The organism is Acinetobacter sp. BEC1-S18-ESBL-01 (assembly GCF_014169935.1).
GTDB lineage: Bacteria > Pseudomonadota > Gammaproteobacteria > Pseudomonadales > Moraxellaceae > Acinetobacter > Acinetobacter pittii.
This window is the reverse complement of record NZ_AP022302.1, coordinates 412,904-439,239: the sequence shown is the minus strand read 5'-3', so window position 1 is coordinate 439,239 and position 26,336 is coordinate 412,904. Positions and strand designations below refer to the sequence as shown.

23 protein-coding genes are annotated in these 26,336 nt (G+C 40.0%); 7 read left to right on the top strand and 16 right to left on the bottom strand.

The genetic code is table 11. The features are described 5' to 3' along the window. Positions 1 to 32: 32 nt before the first annotated feature. Positions 33 to 1,298 (bottom strand): dicarboxylate/amino acid:cation symporter, encoded by a 1,266-nt coding sequence (locus H7R46_RS02070; RefSeq protein ID WP_031945274.1) that lies wholly within the window; start codon positions 1,296 to 1,298, stop codon positions 33 to 35. Positions 1,299 to 1,407: 109 nt separating this feature from the next. Further along, positions 1,408 to 2,280 carry an acyl-CoA thioesterase gene (locus H7R46_RS02065; protein WP_002116924.1) on the bottom strand — a complete coding sequence of 291 codons (873 nt, stop codon included), beginning with the start codon at positions 2,278 to 2,280 and terminating at the stop codon, positions 1,408 to 1,410. A gap of 276 nt (positions 2,281 to 2,556) precedes the next feature. Here H7R46_RS02065 and plsB point away from each other — a divergent pair, with 276 nt between their 5' ends. Beyond that, positions 2,557 to 5,130: a glycerol-3-phosphate 1-O-acyltransferase PlsB gene (gene plsB / locus H7R46_RS02060; RefSeq protein ID WP_005067259.1), complete on the top strand. Its 2,574-nt coding sequence runs from the start codon at positions 2,557 to 2,559 to the stop codon at positions 5,128 to 5,130. Between the two features lie 46 nt (positions 5,131 to 5,176). On the opposite strand, the gene H7R46_RS02055 is transcribed toward plsB, so the two are convergent. Further along, entirely contained in the window at positions 5,177 to 6,160 is a 984-nt protein-coding gene (locus H7R46_RS02055) for a putative solute-binding protein (RefSeq protein ID WP_002117028.1), read from the bottom strand. Between the two features lie 79 nt (positions 6,161 to 6,239). Then, positions 6,240 to 7,055 (bottom strand): NAD(P)H-binding protein, encoded by an 816-nt coding sequence (locus H7R46_RS02050; RefSeq protein ID WP_005067256.1) that lies wholly within the window; start codon positions 7,053 to 7,055, stop codon positions 6,240 to 6,242. 20 nt (positions 7,056 to 7,075) lie between these two features. Here H7R46_RS02050 and recG point away from each other — a divergent pair, with 20 nt between their 5' ends. After that, positions 7,076 to 9,121 carry an ATP-dependent DNA helicase RecG gene (recG, locus tag H7R46_RS02045; RefSeq protein ID WP_005067253.1) on the top strand — a complete coding sequence of 682 codons (2,046 nt, stop codon included), beginning with the start codon at positions 7,076 to 7,078 and terminating at the stop codon, positions 9,119 to 9,121. Continuing rightward, positions 9,114 to 9,743: a ComF family protein gene (locus H7R46_RS02040; protein WP_005067250.1), complete on the top strand. Its 630-nt coding sequence runs from the start codon at positions 9,114 to 9,116 to the stop codon at positions 9,741 to 9,743. The genes recG and H7R46_RS02040 overlap by 8 nt, the downstream gene beginning before the upstream one ends. A 1-nt stretch (position 9,744) precedes the next feature. Here H7R46_RS02040 and H7R46_RS02035 read toward each other — a convergent pair whose 3' ends face one another. Together H7R46_RS02035 and H7R46_RS02030 are read right to left on the bottom strand one after the other, a co-directional pair. Beyond that, complete coding sequence (locus H7R46_RS02035; RefSeq protein ID WP_002116701.1) at positions 9,745 to 10,146, bottom strand: NUDIX hydrolase; 402 nt, start codon at positions 10,144 to 10,146, stop codon at positions 9,745 to 9,747. A 14-nt stretch (positions 10,147 to 10,160) separates the two neighbouring features. Further along, the gene (locus H7R46_RS02030) at positions 10,161 to 10,742 is read right to left on the bottom strand and encodes a TIGR00730 family Rossman fold protein (RefSeq protein ID WP_005067248.1); all 582 of its coding nucleotides are present in this window, start codon (positions 10,740 to 10,742) and stop codon (positions 10,161 to 10,163) included. 158 nt (positions 10,743 to 10,900) lie between these two features. Between H7R46_RS02030 and H7R46_RS02025 the strand changes: the two genes are divergently transcribed. After that, positions 10,901 to 11,914 carry a magnesium and cobalt transport protein CorA gene (locus H7R46_RS02025; RefSeq protein WP_002116978.1) on the top strand — a complete coding sequence of 338 codons (1,014 nt, stop codon included), beginning with the start codon at positions 10,901 to 10,903 and terminating at the stop codon, positions 11,912 to 11,914. Between the two features lie 72 nt (positions 11,915 to 11,986). Here the strand turns inward: H7R46_RS02025 and H7R46_RS02020 are convergent, their stop codons facing one another. From H7R46_RS02020 to dxs, 9 genes are all read right to left on the bottom strand, one after another. Next, positions 11,987 to 12,274 carry a lipid asymmetry maintenance protein MlaB gene (locus H7R46_RS02020; protein ID WP_005067244.1) on the bottom strand — a complete coding sequence of 96 codons (288 nt, stop codon included), beginning with the start codon at positions 12,272 to 12,274 and terminating at the stop codon, positions 11,987 to 11,989. Positions 12,275 to 12,285: 11 nt separating this feature from the next. Next, on the bottom strand, positions 12,286 to 12,927 hold the full coding sequence (locus H7R46_RS02015; protein ID WP_002116826.1) for a phospholipid-binding protein MlaC: 642 nt from the start codon (positions 12,925 to 12,927) through the stop codon (positions 12,286 to 12,288). A gap of 26 nt (positions 12,928 to 12,953) precedes the next feature. Continuing rightward, positions 12,954 to 13,634, bottom strand: coding sequence for an outer membrane lipid asymmetry maintenance protein MlaD (locus tag H7R46_RS02010; protein WP_005067241.1), 681 nt, complete (start codon positions 13,632 to 13,634; stop codon positions 12,954 to 12,956). Beyond that, positions 13,634 to 14,410 (bottom strand): lipid asymmetry maintenance ABC transporter permease subunit MlaE, encoded by a 777-nt coding sequence (gene mlaE, locus H7R46_RS02005; protein WP_002117010.1) that lies wholly within the window; start codon positions 14,408 to 14,410, stop codon positions 13,634 to 13,636. Before mlaE ends, H7R46_RS02010 begins: the two co-directional genes overlap by 1 nt. Further along, positions 14,407 to 15,225 carry an ABC transporter ATP-binding protein gene (locus tag H7R46_RS02000; RefSeq protein WP_002116999.1) on the bottom strand — a complete coding sequence of 273 codons (819 nt, stop codon included), beginning with the start codon at positions 15,223 to 15,225 and terminating at the stop codon, positions 14,407 to 14,409. Before H7R46_RS02000 ends, mlaE begins: the two co-directional genes overlap by 4 nt. Positions 15,226 to 15,315: 90 nt before the next feature. Next, positions 15,316 to 15,525, bottom strand: coding sequence for a hypothetical protein (locus H7R46_RS01995; RefSeq protein ID WP_005067237.1), 210 nt, complete (start codon positions 15,523 to 15,525; stop codon positions 15,316 to 15,318). A gap of 106 nt (positions 15,526 to 15,631) precedes the next feature. Continuing rightward, on the bottom strand, positions 15,632 to 17,494 hold the full coding sequence (locus H7R46_RS01990) for a DEAD/DEAH box helicase (protein WP_002116866.1): 1,863 nt from the start codon (positions 17,492 to 17,494) through the stop codon (positions 15,632 to 15,634). A 405-nt stretch (positions 17,495 to 17,899) separates the two neighbouring features. Next, a complete protein-coding gene (locus H7R46_RS01985) occupies positions 17,900 to 18,730 on the bottom strand; it encodes an inositol monophosphatase family protein (RefSeq protein WP_002117045.1) in 831 nt (276 codons plus the stop codon). 121 nt (positions 18,731 to 18,851) lie between these two features. Next, entirely contained in the window at positions 18,852 to 20,756 is a 1,905-nt protein-coding gene (gene dxs, locus H7R46_RS01980; RefSeq protein ID WP_005067234.1) for a 1-deoxy-D-xylulose-5-phosphate synthase, read from the bottom strand. A 303-nt stretch (positions 20,757 to 21,059) separates the two neighbouring features. Between dxs and ribA the strand changes: the two genes are divergently transcribed. The 3 genes from ribA (at position 21,060) to aroE (ending at position 23,709) form a co-directional block, all read left to right on the top strand. After that, the gene (gene ribA, locus H7R46_RS01975; protein ID WP_002116908.1) at positions 21,060 to 21,662 is read left to right on the top strand and encodes a GTP cyclohydrolase II; all 603 of its coding nucleotides are present in this window, start codon (positions 21,060 to 21,062) and stop codon (positions 21,660 to 21,662) included. A 128-nt stretch (positions 21,663 to 21,790) separates the two neighbouring features. Continuing rightward, positions 21,791 to 22,741 carry an oxygen-dependent coproporphyrinogen oxidase gene (gene hemF, locus H7R46_RS01970; protein ID WP_005067232.1) on the top strand — a complete coding sequence of 317 codons (951 nt, stop codon included), beginning with the start codon at positions 21,791 to 21,793 and terminating at the stop codon, positions 22,739 to 22,741. A gap of 179 nt (positions 22,742 to 22,920) precedes the next feature. Continuing rightward, complete coding sequence (gene aroE, locus H7R46_RS01965) at positions 22,921 to 23,709, top strand: shikimate dehydrogenase (RefSeq protein WP_005067230.1); 789 nt, start codon at positions 22,921 to 22,923, stop codon at positions 23,707 to 23,709. A 47-nt stretch (positions 23,710 to 23,756) separates the two neighbouring features. Here aroE and H7R46_RS01960 read toward each other — a convergent pair whose 3' ends face one another. Continuing rightward, entirely contained in the window at positions 23,757 to 26,099 is a 2,343-nt protein-coding gene (locus H7R46_RS01960; protein WP_005067228.1) for a hypothetical protein, read from the bottom strand. Positions 26,100 to 26,336: the final 237 nt, after the last annotated feature.

Sequence of the window (26,336 nt, the reverse complement as noted above, 5' to 3'; positions counted from 1 at the left end):
GGATTTAAAATCCTGCTTTTTTATTTAGGAGATTAGACACTGATATCTTTATCTTTTGTATAACGATCAACAACCACGCTAATCATCATATCACCCTGCACATTTACCACTGTTCTTACCGTATCCAATAGGCGATCAATCGGAAGTAAAATTGCAATTGCTTCAGCCGGTAAACCTACAGACTGTAGAACCATAATCATGGTAACCATACCTGCACTTGGAATGCCAGGGGCCCCTAGTGATGCAATCATTGCTGTTAAACACACAATAATTTGTTGTGTCAGGTTTAAGTCTAGCCCCACCAAATTTGCGACAAACAATGCAGCGGCTGCTTCATATAGTGCTGTGCCATCCATATTAAGCTGTGTACCTAAAGGAATTACAAAACCAGCTGTTTGCGGACGAACCCCTAAGTTTTCCTGTGCGCATTTCATACTAAGGGGCATTGTGGCAGAGCTAGAACTGGTGGCAAATGCAGTGATCAGTGCTGTACGTGTTCCTTTGAAAAAAGTCCAAGGACTCATGCGGCCAAAAATCCAAAGTAGTAATGGTAAAACAACAGCACCATGAAAAATGGTAGTCCCTGTCACTACAACAGCAAACTCAGCCAAACGACTTAATACTGAAATATCTTCGGTTGCCATTAATTTTGCTAATAAAGCAAAAATACCCAAAGGTGCTAGCTTCATTACCCAGCCGACTAGCATCATCATCATTTCAAAAAATTGATGACTTAATACGCGAATACTTTTAAAACGCTCACCGCCATGGACTAAAGCAACACCAACAAATAGTGCAAACACCACAACAGCTAAAACGTTACCATCGCTAAATGCTTTAAATGGGTTGATTAATGTATTTTGAATAAAATTAGTGAAAAAACTTGCAGGATTTAAACTATCTGGTGCCTGATAGTTTTGCATAGACGTCTGGAAAATAGAGATATCTATACCACGTCCTACTTCAAATAGATGAGCACAACTTATACCTAGAATTAAAGCTAGTGTTGTTGTGGTCAAACAACATAAAAAGGTAATTTTCCAGACTGGGCCTAACTGCCCTCCCGCCTGCAAATTAGAGACACCCACAACAATCGAGCTAAAAATCAAAGGCACCAACAACATTTTAAGCAGCCCAATAAAGACACTACTTAATATGCCTAACCCATATAAACTATGTTTTACAAACGCAGTATCGGGATACAACGTTAATATAAAACCAAAGGCTAAGCCTAAAATGGCCGCAATAAGAATTTGTGTATTTAAGTTCATATCAGCATTATTTTTTTCAGTTGGCAATCCTTTTGCAAATATGACATGAGCTTGCTTTTCATACGAGCAATTTTTTGTCACATCGTTTCAATTAAAAATAAAAAAGCCATCTAATCAGATGGCTTTATAAATAAGCTTATTGCGTTTCAATTTCCCGCAAACGAATTAAACCCTCTTGCACGGTACTGCATACAAGTTGGCCATTTTGCCACATACGGCCAAAGTTCAAGCCGCGAGAAGCTGCGCTAACGGTTGCTTCCATATCGTAAAGCATCCATTCATCAGCACGCAGCGGGCGATGGAAATAGATGGCATGATCAATACTCGCACACTGCAAACTTGGAGAAATATAGCTAAGCCCATGCGGTCTCAAAGCAGTTGTCATTAAGGTAAAGTCTGAATAAAACGCAACAATTGCTTGATGCAAAGCAATATCATCTAATTGTTTTGGAATACGGTCATGTGTGCGGATATAGTGCGCATTATAAGGAGCTTCAGGTTGAGGCTGAAACGGATTTACCGGATCAATTGGGCGAATTTCCACATGGCGCTCACGCATGAAACTAGCACGAACATTTTCAGGTACGAAATTTAAAATACCTTCTTTGAGCTCATTTTCAGATTTAAGAGTCTCTGGTGCGGGATACTCTGGCTCTTGATGTTGATAGTTCAAGCCTTCTTCGGGGTTAGCAAAAGAAACCATCGCCGAAAAGATAACTCGTCCGTGTTGAATGGCACGAACCTGACGGCTTACGAAACTCTTCCCATCACGTAAACGGTCTACTTCATAGATAATTGGGGCATTAATATCGCCACCATATAAAAAATATGCATGCAAAGAATGCGCTGGGCGATCGGTTGTATAAGATGCTGCACGTAAAGCCTGACCCAAAACCTGCCCACCAAAGACACGTTTACCGACAAGATTACGGCTTATGCCACGGTAAATATTTTCTTCTAGCTTTTCTAAAGTAAGAAGATCGACAAGTTCTTGGGTTAACGCATTCATGAGAGATACCTTCATATTTCAGGTAAAAAATCGTATTAAAGTACAGATGTGTAGAATCTATTGTGCCATAAAAAACTATTTGAACATGGAACAATCAGTCAACTTCTGACGAAGATTGCTCATATAACAGCTAAAAATACGATTTTTAACGATAAAATATGCCAAAAGCATTATAATTTATAAGAAAGTAGCATATTGTTTTTTTTAATAAATGCCGCAAAATAATTACCCTCTGCATTTGGTGCTGGGATTTGTCTTTAAGAAGTAGGAGTTCTTATGTCCAAGAGTGGGTTTGGTCAAATGTATCGTCGGCTTTCGAGTAAACTACTTGACCTCGTGGTAACACCACATGTTCTTGGGGAAGTTCCTACTGAACCAGTATCAGAAACAACAGAAACAGAAGCAAAAACTGACCGCCAAAAAGTGGTTTGTTACGTCTTACAAAACCACTCTCGAAGCAATGCTTTAGTGGTTGATGGAGAAACGCGTCGTTTAAATTTAAAACCTGCGTTAGACCCACTCATTGTGGGTACTCATCAGGAAAAAGCATCAGTTTTATTTTTACAGCACAATGATGAAAATAATTTACTGAATCCGCCTCCTCATGCTTTTCCACCGCGTTTAATAAAACTGATTGAAGTTTTACAAGAAAACCCTGAACTTGATATAGAGCTTGTTCCGGTTACAGTTTTATGGGGCCGTTCGCCAGATAAAGAAGATTCTTGGTTTAAATTATTATTTTCAGACACATGGGCAACACCAAGCACAGTTAAGCAGCTGGTTAATATTGGTTTGCATGGCCGTCAGTCTTATTTAGAATTTCATGAACCACAATCGCTACGTGAATTGGTTGAATATGCACAGCAGCATTATCCAAATCTTTCACCAGCAACTTATATTGTAAGTACGTTAAATGATTATTTAGACCGTCAGCGTGAAGTCGTGTTAGGCCCCGATTTGTCGGATCGCCGCAATGTCATGCAATCGGTTGTTAAATCTCGTGATGTGCAAGAAGCAATCCGCCGTGAAAGTATTCGCGGAAAAGTGAGCATGCTTGAAGCTGAACGCCGTGCGATCGGCTATGTGAATGAAATCGTATCGGATTATTCACACTCAGCAGTGCGCTTTGCCGATCTTGCCTTAACACGCCTATGGACCCAGCTTTATGACGGCGTAGAAGTACATAACTTTAGTACCGTTCGTGAACTAGCGAAAGACTATGAAGTTGTCTATACACCGTGCCATCGCAGTCACATTGACTATTTACTATTGTCATATGTCATCTATAAACGTGGCTTAATGGTTCCGTATATTGCTGCGGGCGATAACTTAAACTTACCTTTTGTTGGACAGCTTCTACGTGGTGGCGGTGCATTCTTCATTCGCCGCTCTTTCCGTGGAAATGGACTCTACACTACTGTATTTAAAGAATATCTATATAGTATTTTGTCACGCAACACGCCTCTTGAATACTTTATTGAAGGTGGACGTTCACGTACTGGACGTTTATTACCGCCTAAAACCGGTATGCTTGCCATGACAGTTCACAGCCATTTACGTGGCCGTGCTAAACCAATCGTTTTCTTACCAACTTATATTGGTTATGAACGACTCATGGAAGGCTCAACTTACGTAGGCGAAATGCAAGGTAAGCCAAAAGAAGCCGAATCTATTTTTGGTATTGTGAAAACTTTACGAAAAATTGAACGTATTTTTGGTAAAGTCCACGTGAACTTTGGTGAACCTGTTTTCCTTGATGATCTGCTTAAGCAACATAATGCAGAAAACGTTTACATCGAGAAAAATGACGACCCAATTCCTCAAGCTGTTTCAGATGCAGTAAATAGCTCTGCACATGCAATTTTAGAAAATATTAACCGAGCTGTGGTGATAAACCCTGTTTCTTTACTTTCTATTATTTTGCTTGCAACTCCAAAGCATACGCTTGATGAAGAAATTTGTATTAAGCAGCTAGAAGCTTATCGTAACTTGGCATCAAACTTCCCATATGACCAACGTATGGAAGTAACGCCACTTTCTGGTAAAGAAATTATTGCGTATGGTTTAAAGCTTAAACTCATTAAACGCGTTCAGCATGCACTGGGCGATATTATTGCGATTGAAGATAACCAAGCTGTTCTTCTGACTTACTTCCGTAATAACATCTTGCACGCCTTTGTTTTACCTTCTCTAGTAGCATCACTTGTTGAACACAATGGAAAAATCAGTCGTTCAGATTTAACTAATGTCATCTATACGCTCTATCCGTTCCTGAAAGCTGAGTTATTCCTTAAATGGAAGAGCAGCGAGCTTAAGGCACAAGTTGAGCAATATGCAGATGCTCTAGTTCAATCTAACCTTATTCAACAAGACGATGAAGGTAACTTGATTAGCTCTGCGCCAAATACAGAAGAGCATAATCAGCTTGTTGTTTTAGCAACGCCAGTTAAGCAAAGTCTTGAGCGCTACTACATGACACTTGCGCTCATTACTCAACGTGGTTCAGGTAATATTTCTGCTAAACAAGTTGAAGAATTAAGTCATTTATTAGGGCAACGTTTATCAGTTCTCTATGAATTTAATTCGCCAGAGTTCTTCGATAAAGCTTTATTCCAAAGCTTCTTAAAAGTACTTACGCAGCAAAATTACATTCGTACCAATGACCAAGGCCAAATTGAGTTTGATGACAACTTCCGTCAAATGGCTGCTGGCGCACAGTTGGTGCTTGATGAAGTAACCTTACAAATGTTACAGCACATCACCACCTTTACTGACGAAGAATTAAAAGATGCTCTTGAAGCAATGGCATCTCAACAAGCTAAACGCCGTTTAAAACGCAAAAAAGCTTAAAGTCTTCAGTCAAAATAAAAGGCAACTTCGGTTGCCTTTTATTTTATTAGCGAATTGGACATTCAAAATAACGTGGATCGTCCATACAACGTAAGCGCTTCATAAGCTGAACGAAATAAGCATCGTAATAACCTGAAAGAACGTACTGATTACGTATTTTGGCAACCATTACGTCATAACTTTGCTTCTCATAAAAAGAGACATCTACCCAATAATAAGCAGGTAAATGATTTTCCCATTGTGTCGCACGATTCGTCAGCAATTGGCTATTTTGAACAAACCATCCTCGAATTTTCCGGCCAAAATTAGCAGGATAAGCTTGCGGCTTAATAATTAAATTGACACCGAAATATGCCAAAGGAAAATTAATAACTTGAGTATTTGGTCCAAATTCTTTTTGTAAGTTATACGGCAATAATCCATATACTGGGGCAGCAATAATATCGATTTTATTTTGCTTAAACTGCGCAATCGCGTTAGATAAATCGACATAAACTGGCTGAGCACCTACACTTCGTACCAATGCTTGTTGTGGTGGATTGTTAGGTAGCACCCCAATACGCTGATTTCTTAATTGAGCGACTCTAGAGAGGTTCTTATTTTTTAGAACCATGTAAGCCGTTCCAATTGGAATCATTCCTATAGCTTCATAATTCTTAGAAACTAACCTTTTCTCGATTGTAGGATGATTTAAAAGCTGCAAAAAACTTTTGGCCGTGCGGTTATTAGGAATAAGCCCTATACCCGCGGTACTTCCCATAAACTGGTTATAACGATAAGTATTGAAATTGGATGCAGCTAAACCTGAACACTTCCCATCATCAAAGGCTTGTATGGCCTGCTGTTCTTTTTGATAGGTCACCACTTTAAATTTGACTTGATATTGCTGGGCATATAGCCGAATGTCATTTAAACGGCGAGTAATATCCCCTTGGGACCCGATAGGATCATAGGCACACCACACCTGATCCTCAGCCCAACTCGCAACAGCTGTTACGCTCAAGATAAGAGCTAAACAAATTTTTTTCACTTTTAACCTTTTTATCTTTATCGGCAATTTGACTGCCTCATCAGGTATTTATGTTCTTATTTAAAGTTTAATCAAAATTTCATTTAGTGCTATGAACATTTAAACATAATAAATAGTCATTAAAGCAAATCGGATGCTCTAATTGAAAACCCGTTGCTGGCAAATGTTTTGCATAAATTCTTTTACCTGAAATTTGGTTTGATTCTAAAGTTAATTCTGGCAATCCCAATTGTTTTTGAAACCACACAATAATTTCATGCAAAGGCAATGGTTGATTATTAGTCACAATATAGCTTGCTTGATGACTTTCGTAATCAGCCATAAAAGCTAAAAATCTTGCTAAATCATCAATATGTATTCGATTGCTATAATGTATATTTGGATAACTTTGATGATTTTCAGCCATTTTTTTTAAACGGGCAATGGAAGTTCCATAAATACCTGTAGGGCGAACAATTACAGATTGAGTTGGATAATATTTTTGCCAGAGTAACTCCATATTACGCAATATGTGGCCTTGAGCATCATTTGGATGAATTTCACTAAAATCATCAATGATCTCCCCTGCATTTTCACCATATACCCGCGTAGAAGAGACAACAATTATTTTTTTTACTGGATGTATTTTTAATGCTTCTCGAATCGGTTCAATACTATCTACATAAGTATGTTGATAGCCCTCAACCGTACTCTCGTTTGGAGAAAGTAAAATATATACGACATTCACAGGTTCAATTTTACTTAAATCGAGCGAAAAAATATCTTGGACAAGATGTGTTGCGTAACTATCCGTTTTTACACTACGGCTGATTGTGGTAATTTGATGTTCTTTCTCAAATAGTTGTTTAGCAACACGCTGAGATGTTTTACCATAACCGATAAATAATATATGCATAGAAAACTCGTTGAGGGGACATGACTTCAGTCCATCAGTTACAAGGCGTTGGATCGGCTTCAGCAGCCCTGCTCGAAAAACTAAATATTTTTACCACAGATGATTTACTGTTTCATCTGCCACGTGATTATGAAGACCGCAGTACGATTATTCCAATGAATCAACTTGTGGTTGGGCGGAGCTATTTACTTGAAGGAGAAGTCAAATCAATTGATTTCCCTCCGGGAAAGCGAAAATCTATGGCAGCCTTGGTGCAAGATGAATTCGGTAAAGTCACCTTACGCTTTTATCATATTTATAAAAACCTGACTGATAAAATAAAACCCGGTCATCGCTTACGTATTTTTGGTGAAGTCCGTGTGGGTGCCCGCGGCCTTGAGATGTATCATCCTGAAATTCAACTCATTCATGAACATACACCTCTACCAAAAACTCAGCTGACAGCAATTTATCCAAGTACGGATGGATTAACTCAACCCAAATTACGCGAATATGTTAAACAAGCTTTAAAGCATCATAGCGACGCCTTACCAGAGCTACTCCCAAAGCAATATACCAATGGCTATGCGCTTAAAGAGGCTTTGTATTACATTCATGAGCCTCCAGTTGATGCCAACATGCTGCAATTGGCTCAAGGCTCGCACCCTGCACAGCAACGGCTTATTTTTGAAGAGTTGGTTGCGCACCAAATTAGTTTACTTAATCGCCGTGCTTATATTCGTCAAATTGCGTCACCTGCTTTTTCAAGCAGTAAAATATTAGCTAAAAAGCTTTTAGAAGCTTTACCATTTCAAATGACCAATGCACAAAAACGTGTATCTAAAGAAATTTTAAATGACTTAAAACAGCACCAACCTATGCTACGCCTAGTACAAGGTGACGTTGGTGCTGGAAAGACCCTTGTTGCAGCTGTAGCCGCTTGTCATGCTTTAGAAGCAGATTGGCAGGTTGCATTAATGGCTCCAACTGAAATTCTTGCAGAACAGCATTATTTAAACTTTAAACGTTGGTTTGAACCATTAGGTATTACCGTGGCATGGTTATCTGGTAAACAAAAAGGTAAAGCCCGTGCCCAAGCAGAACAACAGATTAAAGAAGGCCACGCGGAACTTATTGTCGGTACACATGCCTTATTTCAAGATAATGTTGGCTTCGCTAAATTAGGGCTAGTGATTATTGATGAACAACATCGCTTTGGTGTCGATCAACGCTTAGCTTTACGTAATAAAGGTGCTGAGCAGTTCACCCCACATCAACTCGTAATGACGGCAACCCCCATTCCAAGAACTCTAGCAATGAGCGCATATGGGGACTTAGACACGTCAATTATTGATGAATTACCTCCAGGCCGTACTCCAATTCAAACCGTTACGATTCCGCTTGATCGTCGTGAGGAAGTACTGCAACGTATTGCTTCGAATTGTAGAGATGGGAAACAGGCGTATTGGGTATGCACATTGGTTGAACAGTCTGAGACTTTAGATGCACAAGCAGCGGAAGCAACTTACCAAGAGATGAAAGAGCGCTTTCCTGAGCTCAACATTGGCTTGGTGCATGGCAAAATGAAAGCCGATGAAAAGCAAGCCGTCATGCAAGCATTTAAAAATAATGAATTACAACTTCTTATCGCAACCACAGTGATTGAAGTTGGAGTAGACGTTCCTAATTCCTCCATTATGGTCATTGAAAATGCTGAGCGCTTGGGCCTTTCTCAGTTACACCAATTACGTGGTCGCGTAGGTCGAGGTGCTCAAGCTAGTTTTTGCGTACTTTTATATAAAACGCCTCTCTCTCAAAATGGACAAGAGAGACTTTCTATTTTAAGAGAAAGTAATGATGGCTTTGTTATTGCGGAAAAAGATCTGGAATTACGCGGACCGGGTGAATTACTAGGGACTAAACAAACCGGAGATATGGGATTTAGAGTGGCTCGTTTAGAGCGAGATGATCACCTACTGAGTCAAGCCCACTATGTGGCACAGCAAGTTTTAAAAGATTATCCAGAACAGGCAGATGCTCTATTAAAACGTTGGCTTCCTGAGGCGCCTCGCTACGCGTATGTTTAATTTTTTAAACTTTCAACCTCTTATTCAGTTATTTTCACCTTGCTCATTGTGCGAGTTAGGCATACGAGAAAAATACTCGCTCTGTAAAGACTGTTGGGAACAGCTACCTTGGCTTAAACAAACGATTCAACGTAATAATCAATCTGTTCTTGTGGCCTGTAATTATGCTTATCCGGTTAACCGGATTATTCAGCAGTTTAAATATGAACAAAAGTTACATTATCAGATCTTATTAGGTGAAATTTTAAAACAATTAAAATTTCCCAAGGTACAAGCGATCGTACCTATGCCCATTTCCAATCAACGTTTAATCGAGCGTGGTTTCAATCAATCCTTAGTACTCGCCAATATATTAAGCAAACACTTAAAAATACCTGTTTGGCAACCAATTCAACGCTTAAATGAACACTCTCAAAAAGGACTTTCTCGGCTAGAACGCTTTGAAAATATCGAACAACAATTTTTACCTCATCATCAAGAGAAACGACGTTATCGCCGCGTTCTCATTATTGATGACGTGATAACCACAGGAAGCTCTGTTCATGCGCTCAGTCAGGCACTTAAACAATTAGGCTGCACATCCATTCATACGGCGTGCCTAGCAGCGACGCCGAAGAGTTAAGCTATTGCACTGTAGATAAATACTCTTCACACCAAGGAATGACAATTTCTCGGGTCAATGGTGCAAGTTGAGTTTCCGAATCATTTAAATCTATCCACTTCATTTCTGCAATTTCGGCTGCAATTTTAGGTGCTTGGTCGAGCTGAACTAGATATAAATGACTCACCAAAATATGATCTGGCTCATTGGCAGCTGCTGTTTCGAAATGACCAATAAATTGCTCAATCACACAAGAGCTTCCGACTTCTTCTAAAATTTCTCGCTGCATGGTGATCTCTGGTGCCTCATTAGGTTCCAGCTTGCCACCCACTTGCATAAAAGCGTGTGTATTACGCTTTCTTACAAGCAACAACTGATTTTGCTCATTTAAAATCACTGCGGCAGCGACCGTAATTGTTTTCACCTATTTAACCTCGTTTATGGTTGGACATCTGCGTTTGTCCATTTTGGAGCAGGAGCCTGATATTGCTCGAATTGTTGAAGAATATCTTCAATTTTGTCTGATGCGATCAATTTATCAACGAACCGTGCTTGGCTGAATCCATTATCCACCGTTCCTTGAATCATTTTAAGTAAATCTTCATAAAAGCCCGCTACATTTAAGAAAGCACATGGCTTTTGATGAATCCCTAATTGCGCCCACGTCCATTGTTCAAAGATTTCTTCCAATGTACCAGCGCCACCCGGCAAAGCAATAAAGCCATCTGAAAGATCCGCCATCTTGGTTTTACGCTCATGCATATTCTCAACCACATATAATCTGGTTAAGCCCGGATGAGCTAACTCACGATCAACTAAAGCACGAGGGATCACGCCAATGACTTGTCCACCTGCTTGCAAGGCGCTATCGGCCACCACACCCATTAGGCCTGAGCGGCCACCACCATAAACCAAGGTCTTACCTTGTTTTGCAATAGCCTCGCCTGTAGCTTGGGCAATTTTTTGAAAAATTGGGTTTGAACCAAGAGATGAACCACAGAAAATACAAATTGATTTCATAGTGTAAAAAACCGTTTTATTGAACTGTCATGCTGACAAACTAAACTATCGATAGAGTTTTTTTTTGCAAAATAGCGTATTGGCAAGTGTTTTTCGGCAAATCCTTGTCTAAAATACACCCATCCATTTCCATCAGACTGCGTGAGGAAAAAAGACACATGCTTGAAGCCTTTTATGCCACAGAACGCGGAAGTCTGGAAGATGCCACCATCAATGGTGGATTTGATCTACATCCCGAATTAGTCTGGCTTGATCTTATTGCACCCTCGCAAGAAGAGCAACAATGGGTATTAGATGCCTATGACCAAAATTTACCAACACTAAAGTCGCTTGAAGACATTTCATCTTCTGCACGATTTTACCGTGATGATGACGGTATTTTGCACATCAGTACTTATTTTTTAACGAAAAATAAAAATTATCAGGTGGATGGCGACGCTGAAGAGTCATCACATATGCTGGCCATGGTGCAAACCGTAGCTTTTATTTTACATAAAGACCGCCTCTTTACGATGCGCGGAGAAAAACTAGTTGCGTTTCGTGCCTTTCGTGCCCGTGCTCGCCGAAATGACTATGACATGGACTATAAAGATCCAACGTGGATTTTATTAGGTCTTCTTGAAGCAAAACTCGATGAGCTTGCGGATATCTTAGAAGATATCCACAAAGATTTAGAAAAATATTCCACCGAGGTTCTTAATAACCACCAACGTGAAAAAATTCTAGATCTCGATGACATGATTACACGCCTAGCTCAACAAGAAGACATGCTAGGGAAAGCGCAGCTTTGTCTCATTGATTTAAGACGTGTACTTACTTTCTTATCGCGTCCACGTGCATTAGGCAGTCATATTTATGATGCAGACATTCGAGAGCTCAGTGAAGATGTACGCTCACTGGTAGAACATGATGCGTTCTTATTCCAAAAAGTACGATTCTTACTTGATACGACGTCTGGATTCATTAACACAGAACAGAATGATACGATTCGTCGATTCTCGATCTTACCAAGTATGTTAGCTCCTCCGATGCTTATTGCCAGTATTTATGGCATGAACACAGACGTATTACCTTTTGCACATGGTACGACCAGTTTCTTCGTTGTTTTGCTGATTATTATGGGTTTCTTTATTGGGCCGATCATTTATTTCCGCTGGAAAAAATGGATCTAAGTTTTGTAATAAAATGCTAATTTCGAGCATAAAAAAGCACCTAAATATAGGTGCTTTTTTACATCAAAAACATCAGATCATTTGCAGGTCTTCCTGCAAATGACAGGCTTGAATGATCTTCAGCATTTTTTCAGGGACATTTTTAAAATGCAAACCAGTATTTTTTGGAGTCTCTCGTAACCATTGAACTAAAACAGCCAAGGCCAAGGTACTACCATGCTCAAGCTCAGTTAAATCCACCACAAGTGGGAAGCTTTGCTGCTTCTTTATGATGGCCAAACCTGCTTGATACTGTTGTTCCGCATTTTCAAAATCAATTTTTCCCGAAACAACCAATTGTTGGTTGAGATACTGAACCACACGTCACCTACTTATTTCTTTTTGTTTTGATTAACAGCTGCGTCTGCATCAGGTTGGAACGTAGCAATTGCTTTATTTAAATCACCGCCATTGCGTTTCACTGTTGCAGCAAACTGATTACGGAACTGTAATCCTAGATCAATACCAGAGACATTGATATTACGGATTTTCCATTGAGTACCTTTGTCAGCCAACTGGAAAGAAACAGGAATTTTTTCACCATTGTGATTAAAGTCCAATGTCACTACAGGGTTTTTCCCCGCAGTTGCCTTGTAAGGACGCATGGTATAGCTTTGATTTGTATATTTAGCAAATGCGCTACCGTAATTTTCAATTAATGTATTACGGAAGTTTGTTTCAAACTGAGCACGCTGTGCAGCTGTACTATACTGATTCGTCGCATAAGTACCCATCACAATACGAGTGAACGCTTGTGAATCAACATATGGGTCTAAGTTCTGACGTACAATTGATTTTACTAAAGCAGGATTGTTCTGCAACTTAGCATGATCTGCTTTTAAACGAGCGATCAAGCCATCAGCAACACGCTTGATAAAATCAGGTGGTGCTTCTGAAGGTGCAGCAAAAGCTGTACCTGCAATCATAGTAGACAAAAGACTTGCTGTCAGGGTTTGTTTAAACAACGTATTCACCTGGAACCACTCCTTCAAATAAACTCTTACTCAACAAATGACGGCTGTGCACTGCTGTCGGTACTTGCAGGAGCTTTTTCTTCTGCTGAGGATGAACCAGCGGCAACTTTACCTGCGCCACCACCAGTAATAAATTTACTAATTAAATCTTCTAAATCCATGGTTCCTTGGGTATTTGAAATTGTATCGCCACGTTTAAGATAGTTTAAACCACCACCTGGAACGACTTTCAAATATTTCTCACCCAACAAACCATTGGTTGCAACCATTATATAAGCATCTTCATCAATACTGGTGATGGAGGACATGTTACTGATCAGTTGCTGTTCCATTGCTTTTTGTTGCTCTGGAGAAGCCTGCGTATAATCAGAACTATAACGTAGTTCATCTAAAGCATTTTTCTGAACTTCTTTTAGCTGCTCAGCATTAAAACTTGTCAATTTTCCATCTAAACCAAAGGTTACCGTAGCCAAACGCGTAACTGGATCAAGGGTAATTGAATCAACACGACCAATTGTGACACCGCTCATCGTTACTTTAGCACGAGGCTTTAAACCATTGACGTTATCAAACTGAGCCTTCATGGTATAACTATCATTTAAGTTGGTACCAACAAGGCCACTAACTTTCATGGCTAAAAAGAACAAGGCAATACCGAAGATAATAACAAAGATACCTACGGCCAGCTCACTACTACGTGATTTCATTAAATCCCTCCGAACATGACCGCAGTCAACACGAAATCAAAACCTAAAACACATAATGAAGAATATACAACTGTTCTCGTCATTGCAGTTGCGATTCCTTCTGGAGTCGGATCACATGCATATCCTTGATATACCGCAATCCATGTACATAACAAAGCAAACACAATACTTTTGATAATGCCATTTACGACATCATGCCCAAATTGCACGTTGTTTTGCATACCGCTCCAGAATGAGCCTTCATCGACGCCAAGAAAATCGACACCTACCATTTTACCGCCCACAATACCAATCGCAGCAAAAATGACAGTTAGCATCGGTAAACTGACCACTCCCGCCCAAAGACGGGGTGATACGATTTGTTTTAATGGGTCAACCCCGATCATTTCCATGCTGGCAAGTTGTTCACTTTGCTTCATTGAACCAATTTCTGCTGTTAATGCAGAACCTGCTCGACCAGCAAATAATAACGCAGCAACCACAGGTGCCAATTCACGCAGCAATGTTAAAGACACCATGGTGCCTAGCATTGATTCACTGCCGACGTTCACTAAAATTGAATATCCTTGTAAACCCAGTACCAAACCAATAAATAGGCCCGATACAGTAATAATTAACAAAGACATCACCCCTACCCGATGCATTTGGTAAATAAATCGTCCAAACCCACCAGATGAAGGAAAAGAAAAAACAATTTGTAAGAGCATTAGTGCCGCAACACCAATCCCTCGAATCCGCTCAATAACGAGTCTACCTAACCAGGCAATCGTATTCATGGACGAACCTCGTTATCTAAATAGGCTTGATGACTAAATTGGTATTCAACCGGTCCTTCTGCTGAACCTGTTAAGAATTGGCGCACAAATGGAGAAGCATATGCCTGTAATTCTTCTGGTGTTCCTTCCCCCTGAATCTTTCCTTCTGCTACAACATAAATGTAGTCAGCAATAGAAAGGGTTTCGGGAACATCATGCGAAACAATAATTGTGGTTAAATCTAAAGCTTCTCGCAATGAACGAATTAAACGTGTCAACACGCCTTTTACAATAGGATCTTGCCCTGCAAACGGTTCATCGTACATGATTAAATCAGGGTCAAGCGCGATCGCACGTGCTAAAGCGACACGACGGTTCATACCACCTGAGAGTTCTGTAGGCATTAATTGTTCAGAACCACGCAAACCAACTGATTCCAGTTTTAATGCAACCAGTTCAGCAATTAGATTTTCAGGAAGCTTGGTATGTGCTCGAATCGGAAATGCCACATTTTCATAGACCGACATATCCGTAAATAAAGCACCGCTCTGAAATAACATTCCCATACGTGCACGGGCTGAAAAAAGTTCCTGACGGGACATTTTTGCAATATCTTTACCGTCGAGCAAAACTTCGCCCTGATCAGGAACTAACTGTCCACCGATCAAACGTAATAATGTTGTTTTACCTGTACCAGAAGGTCCCATAATGGCCGTAATCTGGCCACGACGTATATTTAAACTAATATTGTCATAAATGACGCGTTCCCCTCGATTAAAACTCAAATTTTTCACTTCAATAAGTGGTTGAGTCGAGAGAGGAGTTTTATTATTCATAATGGCAATCGTTCCTGCACTTTTATGCACGCATACTATAACACTGAAAATTGGCAAACTTGTTGTTATTTTGACAAAAGCAAAGCTAAGTTAGTTGGTAGAAATAGAAGAGGTATGTTCGTAAAAAGAGGTTAATTCAGAAATTTGAAACTGCTCAATAGAACTTCCAGTTATAAAAGCATAGGCAAAATAAACCCCATTACACAAAACAAGTGCAATAAAAAGATAAGGCAAGCCGTGCTGAACTAATAAGTTCTTCAACTGTGCCATTATTGTTTCTTTTCGCTTACTTTTACTCATTATTTATTAAAAAATTGAACTAATTCACACTTTGTTATTTTATAACAAAACTGAAAAATAAAAAAGGCCAGTATTTCTACTGGCCTTTCTTTAAACGAACTTTTGATTAACGGTCGAATTTACGACGCGGTTTATCATCAAAACTACGACGTGGACGATCTTCACCACCGAAGCTACGTTTTGGACGATCTTCACCACCAAACGCTGGACGCTCACCACGTGGTTTATCATCAAAGCTACGACGCGGTTTATCGTTAAAACCACCTTCGCGACGTGGACGATCTGAGTTGAACTCACGACGTGGACGATCTTCGCCACCAAATGATGGACGTTCACCACGTGGTTTGTCATCAAAGCTACGACGTGGACGATCTTCACCACCGAAAGTACGTTTTGGACGGTCACCAAAACCATTTTCACGACGTGGTTTGTAATCTACACGGTTACCACGGTTGTCATCATTTGAGTCAAAACGCGGTTTATCGTTGAAACCACCTTCGCGACGCGGACGATCTGAGTTGAACTCACGACGTGGACGATCTTCAAAACCACCTTCACGGCGTGGGCGATCTGAATTGAACTCGCGACGTGGACGATCTTCCCCACCGAATGGGCGTTCACCACGTGGTTTGTCATCAAAGCTACGACGTGGACGGTCATCACGACCACCTTCACGGCGTTTGAAGTTGCTTTCGCCTTCAAAACGACGACCACCGCCAAAACCGCCACCACGACGACCATCACGACCACCGTTGCCGCCACGACCACGACCACCGCCATCACGACCTGAACGAGCAGGAGGTGGAGATGGCTCTAAGCCTTCAATTTCAGAAACACTTAAACGTGCATCTAAATAGTCTTCAAGCGCACGGATTTTACCGCGTTCACGATAAGTCGCTAAAGTAATTGCTTGACCTGTACGGCCAGCACGACCTGTACGACCAATACGGTGTACATAGTCTTCGTGTTTCATTGGTAAACCGAAGTTAATTACGTGAGAAATTGTCGGTACGTCAAGACCACGTGCAGCAACGTCTGTCGCTACCAAGATTTTTGCACGACCTTCACGAATACTACGTAAACGACGGTTACGAACTGTTTGTGGCATTGCACCGTGAAGTGCAACTACAGAGTGACCTGCTTCTGCAAGTTCTTCAGCCAACATATCTGTATCTTCTTGAGTGCTCGCGAATACAACTGCTTGATCAAGAGTTTCATCAGCCAACCAGTGAGTCAGAAGTTTCTTCTTGTGTTCGAAACCATCTGTCCAGTGTAAAGTCTGGGTGATGTCAGTGTTTGTACTGTGACCTGTTTCAATTGCAATACGCTCAGGTTCATTCATCATGCGCTCAGCAAGACGAATAATACGGTCAGCGAAAGTTGCAGAGAACATTAATGTTTGACGACGGTTACCAGCTAAATCGCTGATCGCTTCTAAATCTTCAGAGAAGCCAAGGTCTAACATACGGTCAGCTTCGTCAACGATTAAAGCTTCAACTTTGTCTAACTTTAATTGACGACGGTTAACTAAATCTAATAAACGACCAGGAGTCGCAACAATAACTTGCGCGCCTTTAAGCTGTTGGATTTGCTTACCAAAAGGCATACCACCCATGATTGCAGCAATACGAACACCTTTCATGTGACGTACGAAAGCAATCGCATCTTGGCTAACTTGTTGAGCCAATTCACGTGTTGGGCATAAAACTAAAATGTTAGGTTGGGTCACAGCTTTCATGCGTTCTTTGAACGGAACAAAAGTTTCTTGACCAGCTAAATTATGTAATGTTGGTAATAAAAATGCCGCAGTTTTACCAGAACCAGTCTGGCTAGATACTAGAAGGTCTTTTCCTTCTAAAGCTGCAGGAATAGATTGTTCTTGCACAGGAGTCGGGGTAGTAAAACCTAAACCTTCAAGCGCTTGTTGTAAGGTTTCATGCAAAGAAAATTCGGCAAAAGTTTTGCTCATAGAGAGTTTCACCCTAGTGGGTGCTCCATTTTTAATAAATACAAAATAGACATCGGCACAAAGCGGCAAAGCAAAGTTAGCTGAAACGTTTTTTCAGCAGCAATCCGAGTAACGACGATGTGGACTAAACGCACGCTTGATTACGGCCGAACCTGAAGAATCGCTGAGCGATCGGGGCGCAAGAAATGGTCCTCTCTATGGACAGCGTGCGCTTACAATGAATAGAACAGAATGTTCAGGTAATGAACGGAAATTTAAGTGCGTGGGCGGATTATAGCAGAAAGAAATTAAAAGTCATGTGTTTTAATCAACTTTCTTCATATTTATTGAACTAACTAAAATTTACCAATTACTTAAAAAATAAAACCCTCTGATAATAGAGGGTTTTATTTATAAATAATTAAATTATTTTGCAGCTTGACCCCAAGCTGGAACTACAGTTTGCATTAAAGGTTTTAGCATTTTGAGTGAACTTGCAAGCACTTGACCATTTTCAAGAGACTCATTACCACCACGTGCATCAACCACTACACCGCCCGCTTCTTTAATAATAAGCTCACCAGCAGCGATATCCCATGGTTTTAAACCAAGTTCAAAGAAACCATCAAAACGACCAGCAGCAACATATGCTAAATCTAGAGCAGCTGAACCACCACGACGAATTTGTGCGCCAGCTTGAGTAACAGCTAATAATGAAGCAAAGTGTTGTTCTGCATAAGATACGATCTCACCAGCACGTTTAGCACGGTAAGGATGGCCTACTGCCAAGAATGTATTTTCTAAAGTATCTTTTACATTTACACGAATACGGCGTTGATTCATAACTGCACCGCGACCGCGACTTGCAGAGAATAATTCGTCACGTACTGGGTCGTAGATTACGCCGTGCTGAGTAACGCCTTTATGCTGAACTGCAATAGAAATACAGAAATGAGGGAAACCATTAATAAAGTTTTGCGTGCCATCAAGCGGGTCGATTACCCAGCACCAGTCTGCATCGTGGCCTTTGCCCTCTTGCAAACCGAACTCTTCACCTAAGAAGCTATGGTTTTTATAACTTTTACGTAATGTATCAATCGTCAATTGTTCCAAATAACGATCTACACGTGTTACTGGGCCATCAATGCCTTTCTCTTCAACTTGCAAATCGAGTTTATGACGATTTTGATGCGCTTTTAAAAGCTCTTGACCAACTGTTTGAGCCGCACGCGCAGCCATAACCACCATAGGTTCCATTGAACACCCACTACAATACAAATTTGAAGATTTTGACAAAGAATAATGCATAAAAGCGCATACATTTTAGCAAATGAATGCGCTTTATGGGAAAAAATGTTTCAAAAATTTTATTAAAGGCTTAAACCACCTGATTTAGCTTAAGCCAAGCTCGTTCAATTGAGCTCAAAATACCTTTAGCATCTAGCCCACAATCTTGTAGCATTTGACCATGTGATGCTTGCTGCAAGAACAAATCTGGCAGACCTAAATTAATGATAGGTTTAACAATTTGTTCTTGTGCCATGAACTCATTTACTGCACTGCCTGCACCACCCATAATTGCGTGTTCTTCAACAGTTACAAATAATTGTGTATGTTCAGCCAAATCACGAATAATTTTTTCATCAAGTGGTTTCACAAAACGCATATTTACAACACGCACACCAACATCATGTTTTTGTGCAAACTGCTCAGCAGCTTCTATGGCAACCATAACGCGGCTACCAAACGCTAAAATTGTAATCTGCTCATCACAAGCAGGTTTAATTTCAGCAACGACTTCTGCTTTACCTAATTCAATGGCCGTTAGCTCTTGCTGAATTTCAACGCCTACTCCCGCACCACGTGGATAACGTACTGCTGCTGGCCCATTATAAGCATAAGCGGTATGTAGCATTTGACGGCATTCATTTTCATCTTTTGGTGCCATGATGACCATGTTCGGAACTGTCCGCATATATGCATAGTCATATGCACCAGCATGGGTTGGACCATCTTCACCAACCAAGCCTGCACGATCAATTCCGAAAGTCACATCAAGATTTTGTAATGCGACATCATGAATAAGTTGATCATAACCACGCTGCAAGAATGTTGAATAAATCGCAACAACAGGTTTTAAACCTTCACAAGCCATGCCTGCTGCAAGTGTTACTGCATGCTGTTCAGCAATTGCAACATCGAAGAAGCGCTTTGGAAATTCTTTAGCAAACTTAACCATGCCCGAGCCTTCACACATAGCTGGGGTAATTGCTAATAAACGTTCATCCTGTGCAGCTTCGTCACACAACCATTGACCAAATACATCAGAATATTTTGGTGGCGTTTTACCTGCTGAAGTTGCATTAATTTTGCCAATTGCATGATAGGTAATAGGGTCTGCTTCTGCCGGAGTAAAGCCTTTACCCTTTTTAGTATAGACGTGGACTAAGCGTGGACCTTTACGTTTTTTCAAAGCATTAAATACTTGAACAAGTTGATTTACATCATGTCCATCGAAAGGACCGAAGTAATCAAAACCAATCGCTTTAAATAAATTATCGGCCGCATCTGTTGCCGATTGATGTAAACGAGAGTTGTACGTCCATTTCGGATGTGGCTGTACATAAGCCTCGCCATGTTCATCGACATTAACTAAATGACCTTTTTCCCAAATTGCAGCTAAATGTTTAGCAAAACCACCTGTACTGCAAGAAATCGACATGTCATTGTCATTAAGTACAACAATTAAATCGGCATCGTGTGCCACAGCATCGTTCATGGCTTCAAATGCCATACCTGCTGTCATTGCGCCATCACCCACAATACAAACGACTTCACATGGGTCATTTTGATAGCGACGCGCTAAAGACATTCCTAAACCTGCCGAAATTGCAGTTGATGAATGCCCTACGCCGAATGTATCAAAAACTGATTCTTCTCTAGCGGGAAATGCTGCCAAACCGTTTTTAGCACGGATTGTTGTCATTTGCTCACGGCGACCAGTCAAGACTTTGTGTGGATACGCCTGATGTCCTACATCCCAAACTAATCGGTCATTTGGAGTATTAAAGCAATAATGCAGCGCAACCGTCAGCTCAACCACGCCGAGGTTAGCACCGAAATGGCCACCACTCTGGCCTGCTGCATATAAAATATATTGACGCAACTCATCAGCCACTTGAACCAATTGGCTATGCTCGAGCTGACGTAATTGTTGAGGATGATCAATTGCATCTAACAATGGCGTAACAGGGCGTTGAGTTGGAATTTCGGTATACAACATATGTGGCAAAGCCTTTATAAGCCTGGCAAATCCTAAGCTGGGTCAAAATGGGTCGATCATACAATCGAATGAAGTCACCTTCAATCAGCCACATTTGCGAACGAGGTCATGCAAAGCAGTCTCTCATACAGTATGGGTATGGTTGGCAGATTATCCTGAATAATCTGACTATTTATCAACTATTATCGTCTTCTTTATACAAAAAAGAAAACCTTAGTGCTCAAAATGATTATGACAATTCGACCAATCTCCCAGCATTACGCTATACTTTAAACCGTTTTCGGTTAAAAGATGAGTTAATCTGTGCCTATAGAGTTCATTGCAACATCAAAACTCCCGACCGCTTTTGGTGAATTCAATATTTCTGTGTTTCAAGATCCAGTATCAGGTGAAGAACATGTGGCACTTTCTAAAGGGTTAGAAAATCCACCCACAGGCCCTGTTTTAGTACGTGTTCACTCAGAATGCTTAACAGGTGATGCTTTTGCGTCATTAAAATGTGACTGCGGCCCTCAATTACAGGCAACTCAAAAGCTTATTAACGAAGCAGGTCAAGGCGTTATTTTATATTTACGCCAAGAAGGCCGTGGTATTGGACTTACAAATAAAATTCGTGCGTATGCCTTACAAGATCAAGGTCATGACACCGTAGATGCAAATTTACTTTTAAATTTGCCAGCTGATGCACGCCGTTATGACATGTGTAGCATTATGCTTGATCATTTAAAAGTAAAAGAAGTTAAGTTAATTACTAACAATCCTTTGAAAATTCAGGCACTCAAGGATCAAGGTATTAATGTGGTTGGTCGTGTTCCATTAACGGTTGGACGTAATCCTTTTAATGAACAATATTTAAAAACTAAACGTGAACGCATGGATCACCTTTATCAAAAAGATGATTTCTAGAACAAAATTATAAATTTAAAAATAATTGGAAGGGATTTTTAAGACATTTCTTAAAAATCCCTTACTTTTTTTATGGTTTTGTGTTTTGATGTATCTATCTCCTATCTCAATCATCTTTGAGGGTCACTATGCAACATCCGACTTCAACAGATATTCAACGTGTCCGCGAATTTCTCCTCGATTTACAAGCTCGTATTTGTGCTGGTTTAGAACAACAAGAAAAAGCTGGTGGTGGTACGGGTGAATTCATTATTGATGATTGGGAACGTCCAGAAGGTGGTGGCGGTCGTTCTCGAGTTTTACAAAATGGCACCGTGATTGAAAAAGGTGGTGTGATGTTTTCTCACATCAATATTAGTAAACTGCCCGCTTCTGCTACAGAAAGACATCCTCAAATTGCTGGTGCTAAAGCACAAGCGCTTGGTGTGTCATTAGTGATTCACCCTAAAAACCCGAATATTCCAACCTCACATGCCAATGTACGTTTATTCGTTGCAGAGCCTGAAGGACAAGATCCAATTTGGTGGTTTGGTGGTGGTTTTGACTTAACACCGTTCTATCCAGATGAACAGGATGTTATCGATTGGCATCAAGCCGCACATGACCTATGCCAGCCTTTTGGTGACAATGTCTATGCTGAACATAAAAAATGGTGTGATGATTACTTCTATCTAAAACATCGAGATGAACAGCGTGGTGTCGGTGGTTTATTCTTTGATGATTTAAATTGCTGGGATTTCGAAACCTGCTTTAAATATATCCAAGCTGTAGGCAATGGTTATTTAAATGCCATTCTGCCAATTTTTGAAAAACATCGTGAACAGCCTTATACCGAAGCTCAACGAGAGTTCCAGCTTTACCGTCGTGGTCGCTATGTCGAATATAATTTAGTCTATGACCGCGGAACATTGTTTGGCTTACAAACAGGTGGACGTATTGAGTCTATTTTAGTCAGCCTGCCTAATCTTGCAGCTTGGTCATATCGTCCAGAATGGGATGAAGACTCACCAGAAAAACGTTTAACCGACTATTACTTAAAACCTCGTGACTGGTTAAACCTAAAAGAAAAAGTCGCTTAATTTTTTGCTTTTCGGAGATTCTTTGGCTTCCACCCTAAAGAATCTCCTTTTTTATTTCCAATTTTCTGAATCTCATTCAAATATTTTTTCTTATTAAAATTTGGCTTATAGTGAGGCCTGCTGAAAATTCAGTACAGACTTTATCTGCCTCATGCCATTTTAAAATTTTGGATATAAGAATGACCAAACAGTTTGCAGTAATTGGCAACCCCATCGAACAATCACGCTCTCCTGAATTGCATCATGCTTTCGCTCAAAAAACAGGTATTGGCCTAGACTACCAAAAACGTCTTGCCCCTCTTGATGGTTTTGAGCCGAGTATGCGTAGTTTCTTTGAAAATGGCGGGAGTGGCATGAACGTTACCGTGCCGTTTAAAGAACAGGCATTTGCTTTGTGTGATGTGCTGACTGAACGTGCTCAAATTGCCAAAGCTGTAAATACACTTTGGATGGAAGATGGCAAATTGCATGGTGACAATACAGATGGCCAAGGCTTAGTTGCCGCAATTCAAGCTTTAGATTGGAACTTAGAAAATACAGCTATTTTAATTTTAGGGGCTGGTGGTGCAACTCGTGGTGTTATTTACCCGCTTGTTCAGGCTGGTGCTAAAAAGATTGTGATTGCAAACCGAACTCTTGCTCGTGCTGAACAACTTGTAGATGACCTAAAAGCGGCAGTTCCTCAAGCTCAATTACAAGCAATTTCTTTAAATGAGTTAGAAGGGAAATTTGATATTGTAATTAATGCAACTTCTGCAAGCCTGTCTGGTGATGCATTACAACTACCTGAAAGTCTAGAGTTCAAATATGCCTATGAGATGGCCTATGGCAAGCCATCTAGCTTTCTTGATCAAGCGAAACAACGCAATGTGCCTTATGCAGAAGGTTTTGGCATGCTAGTTGGCCAAGCCATTGAAGCCTTCTATATCTGGAATGGCGTAAAGCCAGAATTAAAAGATTTTCTATAAGTCAAAAAAAGAACCTACACGAAGTAGGTTCTTTTTTATTTCATCTATTATTTTTTAGCTGTAACCATCTGCTTATAAACATCTCGGAAAATCTCATAATCAATAAATTCATTATGTTCAGGTTTTAAATTCTGAATTGTTTTTTCCGTAAGTTGCTGTTTGCGAGCAGCGACATAAACTTTACCTAAAATATCAGCTGTTTCTGACAACAAATGTTTTTCTTCATCAGAACTACCATTTTGTTTTTCAAACTCTAATTGATACTGTTTTGAGAAAAGCTGTTCAGGTTGCTTATATTGTTTCTGTAGTTTTTGCCATGCTTCACGCCCAGCTTCACCTTGTATTGTTGTGATCACAATATGGTCCACAGCTCGGCCTAAGTCATTATCAAATTGGTCTTCTTGCTCAAGATGATGCTTTTTCTGCAATGCCTCAATACGTTCTAAAGCTTTACCTTGAGGGTTATAAGTTTCCTCTTCAGAGAACCAATAAGCATAAACCTCAGCAATTTCTTGCAACTGTTGAACTGAATAATAATGAATATATGACGGTTTTTCGGCAGTCAATTTTGCAATAAACACAGCCTTATACGTTTTGTCATAAGCATGTGTTGCATCATAAGTTTGGTTAGCCAACAGCGCCAGACTCGAATCTAAATCTTGTACATCGCTATGAGCGCCAACTGGATGCTCAGAAACATCACTCTGCCCAAGTTTTTCACTAAAGCCTTTTACGAAGTTTTCAAATAACGAACCCTTACTTGCCTCTGCAACTGATTTAGCTTGTTTAAGCTGCTGCTGATTAATTGGGGTCGCTTTACCATAATTGAGAATTTGCATGTCTGCTTTAATATTAAAGCGATGGTTAAATTCAGCTGGTGTATACGCAATATCATAATCCGCGTTGACTAAACGGCCCTTTTCATCCAGTCCGACATCAATCGCAACCGGATTTCTTTGTTTTGGTAAAGCTTGTTCAATTTCAGCCTTATGCTTGTTCCATAGAGCTTTGAATGCTTCATCATCAACAAACTGGTTTTGATCATAATCAGCAAAAGTTTGTTTCAACGCAGCTTGACGAGCTTTAATCTGAGTTTTTTCGGTATTTCCAGCGCTCTGATCAAGCACATCAATACCGTAAATTTGACAGTAATTAATATCACCTAAGGCAACGGAACTTTTTTGAGACTGTAATTCGACACACTGATCTTCTGTGAGTGAAGCCACTTCTTCATCTTGTGTGACTTCTTCAGCATCTGCTACAGCAACATCTTCGGCTTGAGCCGTATCAGAAGCTTCCTCTTCGGCTGCCCCATCTTGAGCTGCACTTGATTGGTCTTCATCACCATATTCAGAATCTAAAGCATTACCGAAATGAGCATTAATAAGTGAATAAAGTTGCTGGCTAACTGCTGCTGCATCTTCTGAAGAAACTTTTTGCCCATCAGCATTACCTTCTTTACTCTTCGCTTCTGAAGCAGCTAATTCAGTTGCTATAGATTCGGCAATCTTTTCTTCATCAAAACCGAAAACATTTTTTTGCAGATATTTAGCATTGACCTGACTATAGAGATCCGATTGTAGCAATAATGCTTCAACCGTATCTTTTAAACGAATTTTTTCTACAATCCCCGCTTTACGCTCAGCGTCACTAACTGATAAACGCTGTAAATTTTGTGGTTCAGCCAAACGATAAGATACAGCACCAGAAGCTTTCGCATATTCAACGAATTTCTTCATATCGACATTTGTAAACAGATTTTTATACTTTGAAAAATCGACATACGCTAAATTATTTTGATTATCTTTATTGACCAGATAAGGCATTAATCCAAAATAATTAACGTAAAATTTATAATCTTTCAGATCAAGTACCATTGGCAATTTTGCCTGTACCAAAAGTGTCGGTTTTTCATACCTTGCTGTAAGGTTTAAAGACCCCATTTTTTGACGATAATGAACCGAACCATCGTAACTAAATTGAAGATCATTTAATAAATTAATTAATACGGCGTTTACTTTTTCTGAGCGTGATTCACCAGAAATGCCTGAATCCGCTTGCTCATTTGCAATTGCGGCATACAGCGCCTGCTTCTGTTTTTTATTTAAATTAATTTTTTGTTCACGTAAATATTGATCTACTTTTTTTTGCACTGCAGCATCTAGCTGCACTGTTTTTTCTACATTATTTATTTTTTTTGACTGATTTGGATCAACACTAACTTTAAAATGCCCACGATAGTCATAGCTTGGGTATTCATAGATTGCATTCATACCCTGAATGACTTTTTGATCTAACTGAGTAGATGCTACCGATGGACGTAGGTTATGCTGCGCACAAGCGGTCAAACCCAAACTAAATAAACATAAACTGAGATATTTTAGATGCATAACCTTTTTTAAAACCTTATCGCTTTATCTTTTTAACAAAACTTGCTAAAAATAAGAAAATTAGTTGTTTTTTCACATAAAAGTATAAGTCCTGAATGTAGCAGAAATTATAATTTCAGGTGTATTTATTTTCGACAAAATTCGCTTTTCTGACATTTCTTTCGGGTGCGATTAACATTGTATTTTTATCATGCGAGTGAATAATCAAATCATCGATACAGATAATCCCACAATGAT

What these genes read in the sequence shown, in the direction of transcription:
- H7R46_RS02065 (WP_002116924.1), bottom strand. Translation starts at nt 2,280, where the DNA reads ATGAATGCGTTAACCCAAGAACTTGTCGATCTTCTTACTTTAGAAAAG.
- plsB (WP_005067259.1), top strand. Translation starts at nt 2,557, where the DNA reads ATGTCCAAGAGTGGGTTTGGTCAAATGTATCGTCGGCTTTCGAGTAAA.
- H7R46_RS02050 (WP_005067256.1), bottom strand. Translation starts at nt 7,055, where the DNA reads ATGCATATATTATTTATCGGTTATGGTAAAACATCTCAGCGTGTTGCT.
- recG (WP_005067253.1), top strand. Translation starts at nt 7,076, where the DNA reads ATGACTTCAGTCCATCAGTTACAAGGCGTTGGATCGGCTTCAGCAGCC.
- H7R46_RS02040 (WP_005067250.1), top strand. Translation starts at nt 9,114, where the DNA reads ATGTTTAATTTTTTAAACTTTCAACCTCTTATTCAGTTATTTTCACCT.
- H7R46_RS02030 (WP_005067248.1), bottom strand. Translation starts at nt 10,742, where the DNA reads ATGAAATCAATTTGTATTTTCTGTGGTTCATCTCTTGGTTCAAACCCA.
- H7R46_RS02025 (WP_002116978.1), top strand. Translation starts at nt 10,901, where the DNA reads ATGCTTGAAGCCTTTTATGCCACAGAACGCGGAAGTCTGGAAGATGCC.
- H7R46_RS02010 (WP_005067241.1), bottom strand. Translation starts at nt 13,634, where the DNA reads ATGAAATCACGTAGTAGTGAGCTGGCCGTAGGTATCTTTGTTATTATC.
- mlaE (WP_002117010.1), bottom strand. Translation starts at nt 14,410, where the DNA reads ATGAATACGATTGCCTGGTTAGGTAGACTCGTTATTGAGCGGATTCGA.
- H7R46_RS02000 (WP_002116999.1), bottom strand. Translation starts at nt 15,225, where the DNA reads ATGAATAATAAAACTCCTCTCTCGACTCAACCACTTATTGAAGTGAAA.
- H7R46_RS01995 (WP_005067237.1), bottom strand. Translation starts at nt 15,525, where the DNA reads ATGAGTAAAAGTAAGCGAAAAGAAACAATAATGGCACAGTTGAAGAAC.
- H7R46_RS01990 (WP_002116866.1), bottom strand. Translation starts at nt 17,494, where the DNA reads ATGAGCAAAACTTTTGCCGAATTTTCTTTGCATGAAACCTTACAACAA.
- H7R46_RS01985 (WP_002117045.1), bottom strand. Translation starts at nt 18,730, where the DNA reads ATGGAACCTATGGTGGTTATGGCTGCGCGTGCGGCTCAAACAGTTGGT.
- dxs (WP_005067234.1), bottom strand. Translation starts at nt 20,756, where the DNA reads ATGTTGTATACCGAAATTCCAACTCAACGCCCTGTTACGCCATTGTTA.
- hemF (WP_005067232.1), top strand. Translation starts at nt 21,791, where the DNA reads ATGCAACATCCGACTTCAACAGATATTCAACGTGTCCGCGAATTTCTC.
- aroE (WP_005067230.1), top strand. Translation starts at nt 22,921, where the DNA reads ATGACCAAACAGTTTGCAGTAATTGGCAACCCCATCGAACAATCACGC.
- H7R46_RS01960 (WP_005067228.1), bottom strand. Translation starts at nt 26,099, where the DNA reads ATGCATCTAAAATATCTCAGTTTATGTTTATTTAGTTTGGGTTTGACC.